The organism is Cruoricaptor ignavus, assembly GCF_014961145.1.
Lineage (GTDB): Bacteria > Bacteroidota > Bacteroidia > Flavobacteriales > Weeksellaceae > Cruoricaptor > Cruoricaptor ignavus.
In genome coordinates, this window is the sequence record NZ_CP063145.1 from 396,307 (window position 1) to 412,728 (window position 16,422).

Below are 16,422 nucleotides of genomic sequence, written 5' to 3' on the forward strand. Positions count from 1 at the left end.
TGGCAGGTGCAAATTTCGATTGAAAAAACTATATTTACTATAATGTACCCCTAAACTCAGACCACGAGTTAAGTTTAAAAAAAAGAATTAATTTTAACTCGTAAAAAGATGAAAAAACAAAGACGAAAATTTACTCCAAGCTTCAAGGCACAGGTTGCCCTCGAAGCACTGAAAGAAAGGCAAACGTTGGCAGAATTAGCCTCCCGGTTCGAAGTCCATCCCCAGCAAATCCAAAACTGGAAGAAGGAATTTTTAAGCAAGTCCGAGCAGGTTTTTGCTTTAGAAAAGAAAAAAGAACACTCCGCCGGGAAAGAGGAAAAGCTCTATCAGAAAATCGGGCAGCTGCAGATAGAAATCGATTTTCTAAAAAAAACTTAGGGATGCTCGAGGAATAAAGGAAAGACAGGAAATGATAGACAGGAAGCACCGGCTGAGCATCCGCAAACAGTGCGATTTACTATGCATCAACAGGAGTAATTTGTATTATAGTCCGCAAAGAGAACGCGATGCAAATTTAATATTGATGACGGAAATCGATAAAATCCACCTGAAATATCCCAGTTTTGGCATCCGAAGGATCACCCGGGAACTCAAGGAAATGGGCTTTAGCGTGAACCGGAAGAGGGTTCGCCGCCTGATGCAGGTGATGGGCATCGCCACCATTTACCCTAAAAGAAATTTGAGTAAATTGGGCAAGACAAGCTATATTCGACCGTATCTTTTGAGGGGTTTAAAAATAGAAAGACCCAACCAGGTTTGGCAGATAGACATCAGCTACATCCCGATGAAAAGGGGCTTTATGTACCTTACGGCGATTATCGATGTGTATAGCCGCTATATTGTGGGCTGGCAACTTTCCAACACTTTGGAGATGGAAACCCAGACTTCGGCGATGAATGAGGCGATAAAGAAATATGGCAAGCCTGAAATCGTTAACTCCGACCAAGGGAGCCAGTATACTTCATCAAACTGGCTAGATTGCATGGAAGGACATGGCATAAAAATCAGCATGGACGGAAAAGGTAGAGCTACGGACAATATTTATATTGAACGCTTTTTTAGAACGATAAAATATGATTACATTTACTTGTATGCAATAGAATCAGCATGGGAATTGAGAGATGGTATTAGAGATTTTATTGATGAATATAACCAAAGAAGACACCAAGGAATTAATCATCAAAAACCAAAAGATTTGTTTATTTTTGAACCAACCAACAAACTTAAATCTGCTTAACCGTGGTCGAAATTTGGGGGACAGGATATTACAAACTGTCAAAAAAGTAGACCACTTACCTTTTTATTACAGCGAAAATCGCACTTTAATTAGCATTTGTCTTGGTCTTAATCTAAGGTTTGTTTCCACATAACTAAACTCACTTATGTTTATAGTTTGGTAATTTTTTGTGTTAAAAATGTTATTAAATTGCAATTCCAAGTCTATGTTTTTCTTTTTCCAATTATAACAATAGATTAGGTCTGAAAATAAATTTTCGTTATTTTCTGTGAACAAGTTGTTATTGATATATTCTGTCTTAATTGCAAAAAGATGATTTTTTTTGGATAAAAGTTTAAGTTTAACAAATGATTTTGTTGTGTAATCGTGTTATTTGATAAACCTTGAATTTGATTTTTAGAGAACATCCATTTTGCTTGGTATTCAGTATTGAACCATTCTGAAAAGTCGGTTTCTAACTTTGTCCCAAATCCCCAATTTTGGTTTTGAATATCTGTGACTTCAGTATTGAGAATTTGCTGAAAATCCTGTATTCCATAATTAGCGTTTAAAGTTGCGTTAGAGTTAAACTTACTAAAATATTTGCTAAATCGGGTAGAAAAATTGTGATTGATTCTATCATTGTCTTGATTTATAGCATTTAATTCTGTTGCTCCATTTTCTAAAATTTGGGTTTGGTAAAGTATATTATTTTCACTTCTGATTTGCGTATAAACAATATTCCAAAATAAGGATTTTATTGGGTTTCGATAAGAAATCCCACCTGAAAATGTCTGGTTAAATGTTAGTGGCAGTGGTGTATTGATACGTTTTATATTTCTATAATTTTGTAAAATGTAAGCATAATGCAATTGATTAATCGTCCCAAATTGGTTGCTTACATTTGCTGACGTATTAAATTTCCAAAATGCATTAGCATCATAAATTATGGCTAATCTAGGCTCAAAAGTTAATCTATTCAAATTTTGATTTTCAATCAATGTTTTATCTTCTATTTGATATGAATGAAAGTTAATTGGTAAATTTAATTCTAACCTCCATTTGTTTTTCTTGTACTGGGTTTGTAAATCAGTATAGAATTTTGTTCTTGTCCAGTTTAAATCATTCCTAAACTCATTGCCTAAGTTTTGATTTTCGGAAGTTGCGATTTCACTTTCCAAGTTTTGCTTTTCAAACTGAAAACCCAATTTCGGATTAAAACTAAACTCTTTCCAACCTTTTGTAAAACCAATGGAATTATTGGTGTAAAAGGTTTTTAAATCAATATCTTGCCATACTTTTTCATATTCATTTCCATCGTTCAGTAATTCTTGAAATTGTCCTGGATTTACGACCAACGTTTGAGGTGTTTGGTTGTAGCCAATGTATGAATTTAGATTCATTAATTGTTTCCCGATTGGAAATATGGTTTTCAGTTTATTAGAGAGTTTAAAATAATGGTTATTTAAATTTTGAGTTAATAGCTCTTGATTGGTTGCAATATCTCCAGTTTGACTATCCCAAAACCCTTGAAATTGCAAACTGTTATTCAAATAATTCTTATCTATGTTTCTTTGTAGTGTAAGATTAGATTCAAGGGAATTAAAATAGAGTTGGTTGTACTTTTGTTCTAATAAAGTAATTGTATCAGTTGGTGTAAAAAACTGTGTGTTGGTAAACCCATTTTGTTGTTGATAATCATTCAAATATGACACATTCAATCTTAATTCATAATCTTTTTTAAGTTTATGTAGATAGTTTCCTGTCAGCATATGAACATTGTTGTCTAACCATCTTTTTTCTGAAAAATTTGGATTTTTCAGTTTCTGAATTTCTAACCAATCTTGCTTTCCGTTTCCATTTTCAAATTGCTCCAAAAGGTCTTCTATGGTTAAAGTTTTGAGTTGAGAACCCACATTGTCTCCAATATTATTGGTTTGATAAGAAACCAACATTTGCTGTTTTTTAGTAAATAAAAGAGGGGTTACATTGGCATCCCAAAGCATTGGTGAAAAACCTGAACCTAATTCAGCTTGACCTGTGAAAGTGTAAGCGTTTTTTAGTTTGATATTGAGTGCAGCTTTGTCAGAAAATTGCAAACTATCCAAAATTTTTATAGGTTGGTGGTTTTCAAGAATTTGTATTTTACTCACTTCTTTGTGTGGTAGATTTTCATTGGCAAGATTGTACTTTCCTTCTAATAAATCTAGTCCTTCTATATAATATTTATTGATAGGTTTTCCTTCATAAAGGATTTTACCATCGCTCAAAACTTCTATTCCGGGTAATCGTTTTAGTACATCAGAAATAGTTCGGTCTTGCTCTTTAGCAAAAGAGTTTACAGAGTAATTAATTGTGTCTCCTTTTCGTGTAATGGGCGAACCTTTTATAATAATCTCTTTTAGCTCGACTACCTTTTCATTAAGCTGAAAGTTTTGCGTTTGTGTTTTACTTGTTATAGTTTTTGTAATGGTGGCAAATCCCATATTTCGCACTTCTATGTCAACTTCCTTATCATCAGATGAAAATGTAATGCTGAACAACCCTTTCTTGTCAGAAATGTCATAGGCGATAATGTTGTCTGTCCCAACTTGGTTAATAACCACACTTGCTCTTGAAACAGGATTGCCTGTTTCGGTGTGTAAAGTTCCGCTTATAGTAACTTGAGAAAAGCAAACATTACTGATTAAGAAAAAAAGCCATAAAACGAGTTGTTTCATTCATTAATGAGTTCTATGGGGTTGTTTTTATATTTATTTCTCTCTCTATGGGTTTTGTCATATTTGTCTAATCCTTCTTTAGGAATTTGAATATTTGGATTGTACAAAATCAAGGATGGTTTTTCCTTTATTTTATTCTGAAACTCATTAAATTGTTTTTTTGTAACTTCTGTATAATCAGATTTATTCATATAGACACTGTAATCACTCATTTTTTGAATTGCAATAGCTTTGAAATGATAATGATTTTTATTATCATATAATTCCAAAATTAATCCTGGCAGATTTTTAAATTTATACGGACCATCACTAATTAAGATTTCTGTAGAAAACCAAGCTGTATATTTTCTTCCTCTAAAGTTAGTTTCTGCTTTCTTACATTTTTGGTTAAGAATTGTTTTAACTGAATCATTTTGAATCTTCCAATCCAATTTCACATCATCTTGAATAAAATATTTATATGCCGTATAATCATAAAATACCAAATCAGATTCGAGATTATTATCTTTTAATATATTGAATTTAAATTCTGGCTTTTTAATTTGAAATAGGCTATGCGGATTTTTTGAAGTTAAGATTGAATCTTTTAAAAAATTTGCTTCTGACTGAAAATAGGATTTTTTATTTTCGTTTAAAATATCAAGTAAAAAAACTCAGTATCTACAATATTTAAGTTAGTTGAATCTATCTTGTATTCCAACAAATATTTTACTCTAATTGCATCTTGTGCATAAGTTTTTGAAATAAAAATAAGTGAAATGATAATTAAAATGTTTTTCATATTCTAAATTTTATTAAAGGGCAAGTTGATTGAAACTTGCCCTTTTATGTTAAATTAAAAATTAACAACCACCATCCCAAGCCCAAAGAAATGACATTAATTCTGCGGTTGAAATACAACATCCTGAAACTTCCCAAACACCTCCGCAAGAATCATAAAATGTAAAACTAAATTCATCTCTTTCTAATACTTGACTAACAACAATATCTCCTGATTTTACCTTGTTGACAAAGGTTTGGTAATCAATTGTTGTAACATTCACTACAGTTACATTTTCATTAACTGTTTCTACTTCGTTTGTGTTTGCAAAAGCAAACGTTCCTACTAGCATAAAAGCTAGTGCAAAAAATACATTTTTCATATTATTTGTATTTAATGGTTAAAAGTCTAAACATTATAAGTTTATGGTCATTATAGTTTAGTTCGTGGACTATCCACTTTAGACCTGTCGGCTTTCATTCTTCACTTTCAGAGAGTCAATTTACGTTTTTCTTTCAAATTCCGTAAGTCGGATGGTCATTTAATTGCTCCTGTTTTGTTTCAAAATGGCTACCAACGGAAAGGGGCTTTGCGAGGTGCGGGCTACTGCAACAGAAATTCCAATATATAACCGAACGCTAGCAAAAACTTTTTCCATTTTTTAAAATTACAAAAAAACTAAAAAATGGAAAAAGTTTTTGTGGGTATTTTTACAAATCTCTCTGAGGATTCCTTCATCCCCGCCTTTTGCAAAACCCATGTTGTATGACGTTTTTATTTTTTAATAACTATTTTATTTCTAATGGTAATATTTTCACTCAAGAAGAGTTGAAATTTAGTTGGTTTTTTCAAGCCGATTAGTAAGTTTTTATTTATTAACAATCCAACATTTCCACCTGTATTATAGGCTTTTATATTTTTACTTGGGTTATATCTAAATCCCCAACCTCCAAATTCTCTAATAGGATTATATTCAATCAATTCAATAGTATTAATTTTATCCCAACTTAAATGTTTTTCTTTAATTATTGGAAAAAAAGAATATGTTATCCCATCTTCAGATATTACTACTCTCAATTTGAGAATAATAAAAAAAAGTATGATTAAGAAAGTCATACATAATCCTATAATTGCTGATGTTGATGGATAATTTGTAAAATGTTGAGTTCCATCATAAAGCATGCCTGAAAAAATTATAATTAGTATAAGCCAAAGCCAGTATTGACTAAATCTTTGATTTTCTATCAATAGCGTCCTAAATAAAAAAAATAAGAAGGAATTAGAGTAACTCAAAGTACCTTTGAGGTTGCACAACAAAAAAACCTTCTTATGGATTCAAAATTAACATTATTTTCCCAAATCATTTCAAAAATAGACCGAGTAATTTTCAAAAAAATAGTCAAAGAAAAAAGACCGATTACCGAAATAAAGGATTCGATAGTTGGACCCATTTAGTTTCTATGCTTTTCTGTCATTTTGCCAAAAGCACTTCGGTACGGGATATTTCCAATGGACTTCGTAGCGCAACGGGCAACCTCAATCATTTAGGGATAAAAACAGCACCTTCCAAATCTTCTATTAGCTTCCAGAATGGAAAACGAGATGCAGATTTGTTTAAAGACGTGTATTTCAAACTATTAGAACAATTAGGACAGCACACGAAAGAAAGACGGATAAAACTCAAAATAAAAGTTCCTGTCTATTTATTAGATTCTACGCTTATTTCTCTATGCCTGTCTTTGTTCGATTGGGCAACATATCGAACTAAAAAAGGAGCCGTGAAAATGCATACCTTACTTGAATATGACGGGAAACTTCCTGTTTATGTGAATATTACCAAAGGAAGTGTTGCTGATAACAAGGGAGCGGAAAACATTCCTTTGGAAAAGGGAGCAGTCATTGTTGCAGACCGATTCTATAACGATTTTCCAATGCTCTCTATTTGGGACAGCAAAGGTGTTTTCTTCGTAATAAGACATAAAGAAAATCTGAAATTTGAAACTTTACAGGAACGAGAACTTCCACCAAAAGGAGCTCAAAGCATCCTAAAAGACGAAGAAATAATACTCTCAAATCCTTTATCCAAAGAAAAATACCCTAAAAAATTAAGAAGAGTGGCGGTTTGGGACGATGAAAACAAGCAAACTATCGAAATTATCACCAATAATTTCACTTGGGCAGCTTCCACCATTGCAGAACTGTACAAACAAAGGTGGCAGATTGAGATTTTTTTCAGAGACATCAAGCAATTGCTTCATATCAAAACATTTATCGGAACATCTGAAAATGCAGTTAAAATACAAATTTGGACGGCTCTAATTACCATTCTTATCCTAAAATACCTAAAATCAATCGCAAAATATCCTTGGCAATTATCAAATCTGGTAGCATTTATCCGACTGAATATTTTTGTGAAAATTAATCTCCAGTATTGGCTCGACAAACCTTTTGACCAACCACCTGAATCTCAAAAAACATATTATCAAGGGGTTCTTTTTTGAAATTAAATGTAAAGCTAAATGTAAAATAGGTATTTAGGCTGTTTCTATTTTTAATAATTTTTATTTAGGACAGTATTGATTTTCTATATATATATTCATTTTTAAAAATTTTTAATGTTGTTGGTAACAAATAGAGAGCTAAACCAGCGGTCATAACCAAAAAGAAACTAAACAATCCTAAAAAAAAGAATATTAAAAAATGGAAAAGAACACCTAAAATGAAAAGGTAGGCTTAAATCCAAGCTATGGAAGCAACAAAAAAAGTAGTCCTTCCGAAAAAACTGCTTTGTATCACTAAATTCTAAAAACGATATCCCCATAAGAGGACCATCATACTGCTGAAAAGCCACTGGAGCTTCCGTTCAACGGGCTTTCATCTTCCGTCCTGCGGACAAGACGAAAGCTTAGTTATTAGCGGTTCGGGCTTTGCTTTTCGTTTAGTAATTTCAACTCATTTTCTTTTTTCCATCTTCCGAGAATAATTATCCATATAAAAATTGAAACGCCTAAAATAATTAGTTTTTGTGTTCCATCTAGTCCATCTTTGATTAATGAATTAAACATCATTATTTGGATTATTAAATGAAAACAGGAACTTGCCAAAATAGATTTAGTCGATTCTGCAACTTGTCCAATTCCCCAACTTCCAAATAACAACATACCGAGAAAAAATAGATTTTCAGATAAAGTCGCTTTTGTCAGAAAAGACAAATGCCAAAAATACCAAATGAAGCCTATTAGCAAGTATCGTTTTATAGGCTTAATGTCTTTAAGTTCTTCTTGTAAATATCCACGCCAGCCAAACTCTTCCATAATGCAATAAATCAAACTTCCCAAAACAACAATTAAGCCGTACAAATTTACATTTATACCGTATTCATTCTTTACTCCGATAATTGCCAATAATATTATTGGAATAAAGGACATTAACAGACCTTTTCTTTTTGATGTTCCAAAAAATGAAATTTCAGTTTTCTGTTTTTTACGAAGTAAGTAAATGGCAATTAAAGCTCCTATAAAAACCCCACTTCCTTCAAGCAATATAACAGAAAGTAAATAAATCCAAGTTGGTAATATTTCCAAAATTTCTTTTGCTCCAAAAATGTCAAATCTAAATATATTGGAAAGGGAAATAGCTATTACTAAAAAAATAAATATTCGTTTAAAATTAATTGTATTCTCTTTCATAGATTTATTTTCATTACCTTCAATAGCCTGACCGCTAACGGCCCGGCGGCTTGGTGTAGTGGGGGCTTTTCACCACAAAACTTCATACGAAGCCGAAAGTTCAAATTTACGAAAAACTGTCATACGAAGAACGTCCGCCCCCATTACGCCAAACCGCTGTTAGCTGCTGGCGTTCTGTCCACCGTCTTAGTAAACCATTTGTCTGTATGTCGTCCAAGTGTCGCTGTCGGGTTGTGCGTTCGGGTATTTTTTCTTTTCAGAAGGGCAGGAAATTTTTTATTCAATTTTTTTAGGGAACAAGCACACTCTTTTTGCAGCTTTGGTTTGCGTGTCGGCTTGTAGCGGCTGCAAAATGTGTGTGCTTGTGTGCGTTGGCTTTTTACTTCGCCAATTTCAATATTCTATATGCCCCTCTTGCCACTACTACAAATACAATAGCTCCGATAATCAAATCGGGATAGCTCGAGTTTAACCAATTGACCAAAATTCCTGCAACGATAACCCCCGAATTGATTATAACATCGTTTGACGTGAAAATCATCGAAGCCTGCATATGGGCTTCTTTACTCTTGTTCTTTTGCAATAGGTAAAGACAAAATACGTTTGCTATCAATGCCAAAACAGAAACAATAATCATTGTTTTGAAATCGGGCATCGCTTCTATTCCGATAAAACGTCTGATAACTTCAACAAAACCGATAACGGCTAACAGGATTTGAAAGTAACCTGCAAATTTGGCGATATTGTTTTTTCTTGCAATCGTACCCCCAACAGCAAACAAAGCCAATGCGTAAACGATGCTATCGGCAAGCATATCCAAGCTATCCGCTACCAATCCCATTGAGTTGGAAAAAATACCGAACAACATTTCTAATCCAAAGAAAACGAAATTGATAATCAATACCGTCCATAGTAGTTTCCGTTGGCTATTGCTTGTATTTGTTTCAACAACTGCGTTAGTTTCTTCGGTTGAAATCAGCGTTGTATTTAGGTTCAAGGTTTCCAAAGCTGAAAAAATCGGCTCTGGGTTTCCACTATGGTAAACATTTAGTTTTCTATTGGGAATATCAAATTCCAATGACTTTACCGTATCAAAGTTTTGCAGTTTCATACGGATTAATTGCTCCTCACTTGGGCAATCCATTTTTGTAATATTGAATATTGTTTTGTTCATCTTTTAAAGTTTAAATTTTATTCCTCCGTTAATTACAAATCCGTCCAACGGTGCATAAATATCTTTAAAAACAGGGTTGGTTATAGTACCTGTATAAATGTTATCAAAACGTGTCTGTCTTGTATCAAGGAAGTTTTCAAAGTTGATATATAAAGAAAATCTTTCCCAAATCTTTTCAGCCATAAAGCCACATGTCCAATAATCGTTTCCTATTGTTCCGTCATTGAGCTTTTGCGGACTGAAATAATAGGCTTCTAAACCAATCTTCCATTTATCCTCTATTTCGTACATCAGTACAGAGTTAATACGGTGTTTTGGGGTTAATGGATTTTCGGTAGTTGTTCCGTTTTCAATCAATCGGGTATCGGTAAAGGTGTAGCCCAGAAACAGTTTCAAATCATCATATCCTATTTTTACGTTGGTTTCTGTTCCTTTAGTATGAATGTAGCCCGATGAATTGATGAACTGATAAAGATTAGCAGATGGATTTTGAAGCAACAAAGGATTATCCAGATAAGTATAAAAAAACAATTGGTTTATGCTGAATGTCCAATCATCGCCTATATTAGTACGGTAGTTGATGTCTGCATTTGCTCCGTAGCTCCTTTCTAATTTATTGGTTTTATCGTTAATAGGCATTACGTTTTGATATTGTATGCGTTCGCTTTCTTCGGTAAAAATGGTTGGTGTTTTGTAGCCAAATCCGCCCCCGACACGTGAAGTCAATCCATTTGCAATCTTAAACAATGCCGATACTCTTGGCAAAAAAACAGCTCCATAATCAATCACATAATCCGTCCTTAAACCTGCTTCCAATTGAAGCCAATCGGTAGCCTTAAAAGAATTTTGAACGAAAGCCCCGAATGTGGTATGAGTATAATCCCTCAACGGAAATGCGGTCATCTGCTTTTCTTTAAAATTGTCCGTCCAAACATTAACGCCTGTTACCCATTCTGACTTTTCTTTGCTGTGGGTATAGCTTGCTTCCGTAAAAGTGGCTGTTTGCGTTCCCTCAAACTCGTAATTGGGAATAGCTGTATTGCGGTTAAAATAACTTACGCTGTTCTTTATCTGTACAAAACTGTTTTCGTTTACCGTATGGTCAAAAACAAATTGGGTAGAATAACGCTGTGTTTTGTTTTCTTCAAAATATTGGTGTTTGTTATCGCCTTTGCCTTTGATGTAAAGCATATCGCCACCCAAACGGTTTTCAATGGTGGTGTTAATGCCGAAGTTCATTTTTGTTTTATCATTGAAGTAAACAAATAATTTAGGGTTCAGTACATACCTTTCAAATTGGGGAATGGCAGAAAGCTCGATTTGTGCAGGGTCGTAAGCTCCGTTGCGATTATGCGAAGCAAATATTGTCGTTCCGATTTTCTTAAACTTCTGTCCGTAAAAACCATTGATGTCTAAACCCCTGCCCGATGTTCCGTTTAAATGAAAACGCAAATCCCTTTCTTCCGTTGGTGTCTTGGAAATCAGATTTACCAAACCTGCTATTGCTCCACCACCGTACAGCGTAGATGTTGAACCTTTAATAACTTCCACCTGCTTTAAGTCAAGCGGTGGAATTTGCAACAAACCCAATCCGCTCGAAGCACCCGAATAAATAGGAAAACCGTCTTTTAAAATTTGCGTATATCGTCCGTCAAGCCCTTGAATACGAATACTTGCGTTGGCACTTGTGGGCGATGTGGTTTGTACGTGGATGCCTGTACTCTCACTCAAAAGCATACGAATATCCCCTGCTTTCATATTTCCTTTTTCGTCTAATTCTTCACTTCCTATAAACTCAATACGTGTGGGGATATTTTGGATAGTTCTTGTACTTCTTGTTGATGTGATTACAATACCGTCTAACTCCGTTGAACTTTCATAAAGTAAAATCTCAATCAGGGTTGTATCTTCTAAAGGAAAATTAAAGCTGTCGGTACGTTGAGTAAAACCAATATAACTAAATTGAATTTCCTGCAAACCGTTTGGAATACCTGTTAATATAATTTGTCCATTTTCATCGGAAGTTGTTGCGATTGTTGTGCCTGTAACCTGTGCGGTTACGCCCATTAAAGGCTCTTTTTTTTCGCTGTCTTTAATTACTGCTTTGAACGTGTTTTGTGCATATACACAAAGATTGAGTGCCATAAAAAATGACACAATGAATATTTTTTTCATTGTAAAAATGATACTTAATGTGAATAAATGAATGATAGCGGTGCGATACACCACTTACAATTAGCTTATGCTGATAGCACTACACATTAAGCAAGCTGTGGGGGATGCCAAACTGAAAAGGGAAAATCAGAAACAGGCGTTACTGTTATTATACCTAACTTTTTTTTAGGTTGTTTTATAGTATGTATAATTGAAAAATGGAATGTGGTTATTACAAAGCCTGTACAGGTATTGCAACTGAAAAAAGGCGAACAGCAACTGCAATCTTCGTCTTGTTCGTTTTGTCCTTGCTCGGTGGTATGTTCCTGCATACATTTATCCTCAATAAAAGACGGTACGGCTGATAACAGCAATACATAAACGGCTAATATTAAAGATATAAATTTCATTTTACAAAGTTAGGTAAAAATTGTTTCGTTATTTTTTGATTTTCCCGAAATGTCGTTTTTTAGCACGAACGTTGTTTTACGCTTGCAGGTAACGTTTCGGGTATTGGCGTAGTGGCGGAAATGGAAGCAAAAATGTTCAGTTTAGCACAAAAGTTTATTAAAGGCAAAGACCTTCGATTTACCACTTCACCCGCTATTGCTTATACACAATGTTGTGCGTTCGCCCTTTATTTTTAGTCGGTTTAGTCAATTTTCAAAGGTAGGATTTTTTAGGGTAGGGAAGGCACTCTCTCTTGCAAGTTTTGGTCAAGAGTAGGCTGGTGCGACTTGCAAGAGTGTGTGCCTTTGTGTCGGATTAACTTGCACAGCAACTTAATTTCGATACGTCTTTTCCGAAAGTTATTGCTGCTAATTTGATGCCTTCTCCCAAAGTCAAATAAGGGTAAAAACTGTCTGCCAAGTCTTTTACAGTTATTCCGTATTTGATTGCCATACTTAATTGTTGGATAAGCTCTCCACCTTCGGGTGCGACTACTCTTGCACCTATCAATTTATCCGTTTCGGTGTTGCGAATAAGTTTGATAAATCCCCTTGTGTCATTTGCTGCAATGGCTCTCGGTACGTCTTTCAATTCCAATTTTGAAACTTCAAACGGAATGCCTTTGGATTCTGCCTGTGCTTCGTCCAAACCTGCACCTGCAATTTGTGGGTCAGTAAAAACCACCCAAGGTAAAGAAGAATAATCGGCTTTGTTTTCTGTTCCTGAGAAAGCATTTTCAACGGCAATTTTACCTTCAAAGGCTGCTGTATAAACAAATGCGGGGGTGTTAGCTACGTCTCCTGCTGCGTAAATGTTGGATAGATTGGTCTCCATCTTCTCATTTACTGCAATATGACCACTTTGGGTGAGTTTCAAACCAATGTTATCTAATCCCAATTGACTTGTATGGGGTTTTGTTCCTGTGGCAATTACTACCTTTCCTTTCTCTACAATTTGCGTAAATGAACCATCAGGGCATTTGCAATGAATTATCGTTTCGTTTCCGTTCTTCTCGAATTTCACGGCTCTGAAATTGGGTAATATTTCAATGCCTTCTTTTCGCATTTGGATTTCCAATGCTTCGCTGATGTCAGGTGTTTGTGTTCGCAATACACGGTCTGTAAATTCAATAATGCGGACTTTTACGCCTAAACGATTGTACGCCATTGCAATTTCCAAACCTATATAACCTGCTCCCATAATGGTCAGGCTTTTGGGTTTTTCTTCCAAGTCGAAAAGAGAAACATTGGTCAAGTAGTCAATTTTGTCCAATCCTTCAATAGTCGGAATATTGGTAGTAGCTCCCGTTACGATTAAAAATTTGATTGCTTTGTATTCCTTGCCGTCAACTTCAATGATTTTATTGTCTTTGAAAGTTGCCCAACCTTTTAGCATAGTCAAGTTTTCAAAATCGCTTACAACATCCATATATTTTTTTTCTTGAAGTGTGGCTACCAATTTTTTCTTATCCTTAATGATTTGCGCAAAATCAATGTCAGCGCCTTTTGGTTTGATGCCTTCAAAGTTGGAATGTGTAGCGTGATAAGCCGTTTCACCCGCACGAATAAGATTTTTAGAAGGTACACAACCCACATTGACGCAAGTCCCGCCAAAGTCCAACCCACCGTTTACCATTAAAGTCGATAGACCTAAACTTTCCGCTTTGATAGCTGCCGAAAATGCAGCCGAACCGCCACCGATAATAATTAAATCAAATTGATTATTTCCACTGTTTCCATTATCAGGGATTTCACCTTTTACACGATAATTTTTCGTACCGTTGATGGTGCTGATGATTTCTTCTTTGCTTGTTTTGGCAGGGTCAAAAGAACATTCACAAGTGGCTTTTGAATAGCTCACATTGGCTTCTTTTACGCCTTCTTTTTTGGTAAGCAGTTTTTCAATTCCTGTGGCACAATGGTCGCAGGTCATACCTGTGATGTCAAATTTTACGGTTTCTTTATTCATTTTGTAATTATTTAATTAAATACTTAAATACAAAAGGCAAAAAAATACTATTTCTTGCCAACCACTTTGTAACCTGTGCCGTTGATTGCTTCTTCAATTTGAGCTAAACTCACTTTGGTTTGGTCAAATTCTACTTTGGTAGTCGCTTCTTCATAAATCGCATCTACCTTAATAATACCTGGCAATTTGTTCACGTCATTTTCTACGTGTGAAGCACATCCATTGCAAGTCATTCCTTTTACATCAAAAGTTACCGCTTGAATGTCAGAGGCATTGACGATTACCACTTCCTTATTGTCGTTTGAAGGATAGAAAATGTGTGAGTATTTTGGAAATGCAAGCATCAAGGCTGCAAAAACGGTTACAATTCCCAAAAATGTTTTTGTCTGCATAAAAGGTTTCTTTTCGTCTTCTTCGCAATCACATTGGATTTCTTCGGCTGTTTGTGGTTTGAGTTTCTGATACCAAGCAAAGCCCAATACCAAAACGGTGATACCGATAAGATAAGGTCTTGCTGGTTCCATCCACGAAAAGGTAGATGCAAGACCGCTTGTCCCTGCAACAAGAGCCAATACAGGTGTGATGCAACAAAGTGAAGCAGCAATTGCTGTTAAAAGTCCTGCACCGATTAATTTTTTGTCTGTTTTCATATTGTTTCCAAAATTTTGTTTTCGTCAAGTAATTTGAAAAACGGTTTGAGCATTTTTTCATACTCTTTTGTCAATGAGTAGAAAATGGTTTGTGCTTGCCTTTCCGTTTCAATGAGTTTTCTGTCTTTGAGTTTTCTGAGATGTTGTGAAATTGCCGAGATGGTCATTCCGAGAATGTCGCTCAGGTCGCAAACGCAAAGTTGTTTCTCTTCGTAAAGTAGGAACAGGATTTTCAGTCTAACATTGTTACCTGCCAATTCAAGTCCGTTCGATAAATAGTCAAACGAACCGTTCAGTTCTGAAACTCGGTCTTTGCAACGGTTGATTTGCTTAATGTCCGCCTGTTGTCTTATGCAAGAAATGTTGTCCATAGCACAAAGATAGTCAATTTGTTTATTTAAGCAACTACTTAAATACAAAATGTCAAAAAGAACCCGATTTTGTCTGTCGGGTTGTGTTGTCATAGCCTTGCCACTAACGTTTTGGGTATAAATTTCAGTGGCGTATACAATTCATCTATCATTAAAATTAGTTTTTAGTTTGAAAAAAACAATGACCACAAAAATATGCTTTTTGTAGCCATTGAATTTGTACCATGTTGTACAACGTTTAAACTTTATTGCGTCTATTTAATTGTAAAACTCCTATTATCAACACAATAAATAAAATTGAAACTTGAACATAACTTGTCCATTTATTTTCAAATACTATTAATTTATATATTAATATGATTAACAATAAAGTTCCTATGAAATATTGAAAAAACTTATTTTTAAATATTTCTGCTACATAAGGATTAACATTTTTTAAATAAATTAATGCTAAAACTAGAATTGTTGAAATGATAGTTAAATACATTTATAATAAATTTAGCAATCACGCGCACATGCGTAAGTATATGCGGCAGCGGCAATATCCATTAATGGTGCAGGACCATCCCACAATGAAATTAAAAATCCTTGACCTACACAACTAGCGCCACACAGCCATCTAGGAGTTCTATCACTTAAACCATTTTTTGCAGTATAACCACTTAAAGATAAAGTGCTATTTTCATTTTCTATTAAATCAAATTCAATAGAACCAGCTTCATTTTCATTTGTGAAAGTCGCTTTCATAGCATCTAAATCTACGCTTACAATTAAACCTTCTAACATGCCACTTAGATTTTCATCGGATGAAGTCATATCTGAAAAAACAATAACTTCACTAATATCACTATTTTTAGAGGTAGTAGATGATTTATTAAAAGATGTAATTAAGTTTTCATTGATAGGACTTTGATCTAAACTTTCATCTTCGTTACAAGAGAAGAAAAATTGATAATAATAATACAAGTGTGATTTTTAAAATTTTATTCATTTGTATAAATTTATTTGTTAATATTTAATTTTCAATGTTTTACTCTTAACGATTTTCAAACTGATGCTCATAACATCTCTCGCATTCATTCTTGTTTGATGTCGAGTCAGAATTATTTCGACTTTGGAAGGTTAGTCCTTTTTTAACCGTTTTTAAATTAAATGTTGTACAACGGTTTCGTGTATAAGCTGTAGCGGAGTAGAGAAGCCAAAACTTTCAATTTCACACTGATGTAAGCAAAACCATTTTTTATTGGCTAATTTACTCTTTTTAAGCAAA

At 34.3% G+C, this 16,422-nt stretch carries 14 protein-coding genes and 1 pseudogene; 3 read left to right on the plus strand and 12 right to left on the minus strand.

Annotated elements, in window-relative coordinates:
* Positions 1-108: 108 nt before the first annotated feature.
* Together IMZ16_RS01795 and IMZ16_RS01800 are read left to right on the plus strand one after the other, a co-directional pair.
* Positions 109-378: a transposase gene (locus tag IMZ16_RS01795; protein ID WP_193439832.1), complete on the plus strand. Its 270-nt coding sequence runs from the start codon at positions 109-111 to the stop codon at positions 376-378.
* A 13-nt stretch (positions 379-391) separates the two neighbouring features.
* On the plus strand, positions 392-1,237 hold the full coding sequence (locus IMZ16_RS01800) for an IS3 family transposase (RefSeq protein ID WP_262891542.1): 846 nt from the start codon (positions 392-394) through the stop codon (positions 1,235-1,237).
* A 236-nt stretch (positions 1,238-1,473) separates the two neighbouring features.
* On the opposite strand, the gene IMZ16_RS01805 is transcribed toward IMZ16_RS01800, so the two are convergent.
* The 4 genes from IMZ16_RS01805 to IMZ16_RS01820 all read right to left on the minus strand — a co-directional run bounded on the left by IMZ16_RS01805 (position 1,474) and on the right by IMZ16_RS01820 (position 5,944).
* Positions 1,474-3,936: a TonB-dependent receptor gene (locus IMZ16_RS01805; protein WP_227411543.1), complete on the minus strand. Its 2,463-nt coding sequence runs from the start codon at positions 3,934-3,936 to the stop codon at positions 1,474-1,476.
* The gene (locus tag IMZ16_RS01810; RefSeq protein ID WP_193440769.1) at positions 3,933-4,574 is read right to left on the minus strand and encodes a GLPGLI family protein; all 642 of its coding nucleotides are present in this window, start codon (positions 4,572-4,574) and stop codon (positions 3,933-3,935) included. The genes IMZ16_RS01805 and IMZ16_RS01810 overlap by 4 nt, the downstream gene beginning before the upstream one ends.
* A 204-nt stretch (positions 4,575-4,778) precedes the next feature.
* Positions 4,779-5,048: a hypothetical protein gene (locus IMZ16_RS01815; protein ID WP_193440855.1), complete on the minus strand. Its 270-nt coding sequence runs from the start codon at positions 5,046-5,048 to the stop codon at positions 4,779-4,781.
* A gap of 422 nt (positions 5,049-5,470) precedes the next feature.
* Positions 5,471-5,944, minus strand: a complete 474-nt coding sequence (locus tag IMZ16_RS01820) for a hypothetical protein (RefSeq protein WP_193440252.1) — start codon at positions 5,942-5,944, stop codon at positions 5,471-5,473.
* An 81-nt stretch (positions 5,945-6,025) separates the two neighbouring features.
* Between IMZ16_RS01820 and IMZ16_RS01825 the strand changes: the two are divergent.
* A pseudogene (locus IMZ16_RS01825) lies at positions 6,026-7,197 on the plus strand (IS4 family transposase).
* Between the two features lie 411 nt (positions 7,198-7,608).
* Here IMZ16_RS01825 and IMZ16_RS01830 read toward each other — a convergent pair.
* From IMZ16_RS01830 to IMZ16_RS01865, 8 genes are all read right to left on the minus strand, one after another.
* Positions 7,609-8,385, minus strand: coding sequence for a CPBP family intramembrane glutamic endopeptidase (locus IMZ16_RS01830; RefSeq protein WP_193440253.1), 777 nt, complete (start codon positions 8,383-8,385; stop codon positions 7,609-7,611).
* Positions 8,386-8,764: 379 nt separating this feature from the next.
* Positions 8,765-9,559 (minus strand): cation transporter, encoded by a 795-nt coding sequence (locus tag IMZ16_RS01835; protein WP_193440254.1) that lies wholly within the window; start codon positions 9,557-9,559, stop codon positions 8,765-8,767.
* A 3-nt stretch (positions 9,560-9,562) separates the two neighbouring features.
* Positions 9,563-11,734: a TonB-dependent receptor gene (locus IMZ16_RS01840; RefSeq protein WP_193440255.1), complete on the minus strand. Its 2,172-nt coding sequence runs from the start codon at positions 11,732-11,734 to the stop codon at positions 9,563-9,565.
* Positions 11,735-11,820: 86 nt separating this feature from the next.
* The gene (locus IMZ16_RS01845) at positions 11,821-12,123 is read right to left on the minus strand and encodes a hypothetical protein (RefSeq protein ID WP_002688884.1); all 303 of its coding nucleotides are present in this window, start codon (positions 12,121-12,123) and stop codon (positions 11,821-11,823) included.
* A 355-nt stretch (positions 12,124-12,478) separates the two neighbouring features.
* Positions 12,479-14,131, minus strand: a complete 1,653-nt coding sequence (gene merA, locus IMZ16_RS01850) for a mercury(II) reductase (RefSeq protein ID WP_073178051.1) — start codon at positions 14,129-14,131, stop codon at positions 12,479-12,481.
* Positions 14,132-14,178: 47 nt separating this feature from the next.
* Positions 14,179-14,781: a mercuric transport protein MerTP gene (gene merTP / locus IMZ16_RS01855; protein WP_193440256.1), complete on the minus strand. Its 603-nt coding sequence runs from the start codon at positions 14,779-14,781 to the stop codon at positions 14,179-14,181.
* Positions 14,778-15,152: an ArsR/SmtB family transcription factor gene (locus tag IMZ16_RS01860; protein ID WP_193440257.1), complete on the minus strand. Its 375-nt coding sequence runs from the start codon at positions 15,150-15,152 to the stop codon at positions 14,778-14,780. The genes merTP and IMZ16_RS01860 overlap by 4 nt, the downstream gene beginning before the upstream one ends.
* Before the next feature lie 498 nt (positions 15,153-15,650).
* Positions 15,651-16,118 (minus strand): hypothetical protein, encoded by a 468-nt coding sequence (locus IMZ16_RS01865; RefSeq protein WP_193440258.1) that lies wholly within the window; start codon positions 16,116-16,118, stop codon positions 15,651-15,653.
* Between the last annotated feature and the right edge of the window lie 304 nt (positions 16,119-16,422).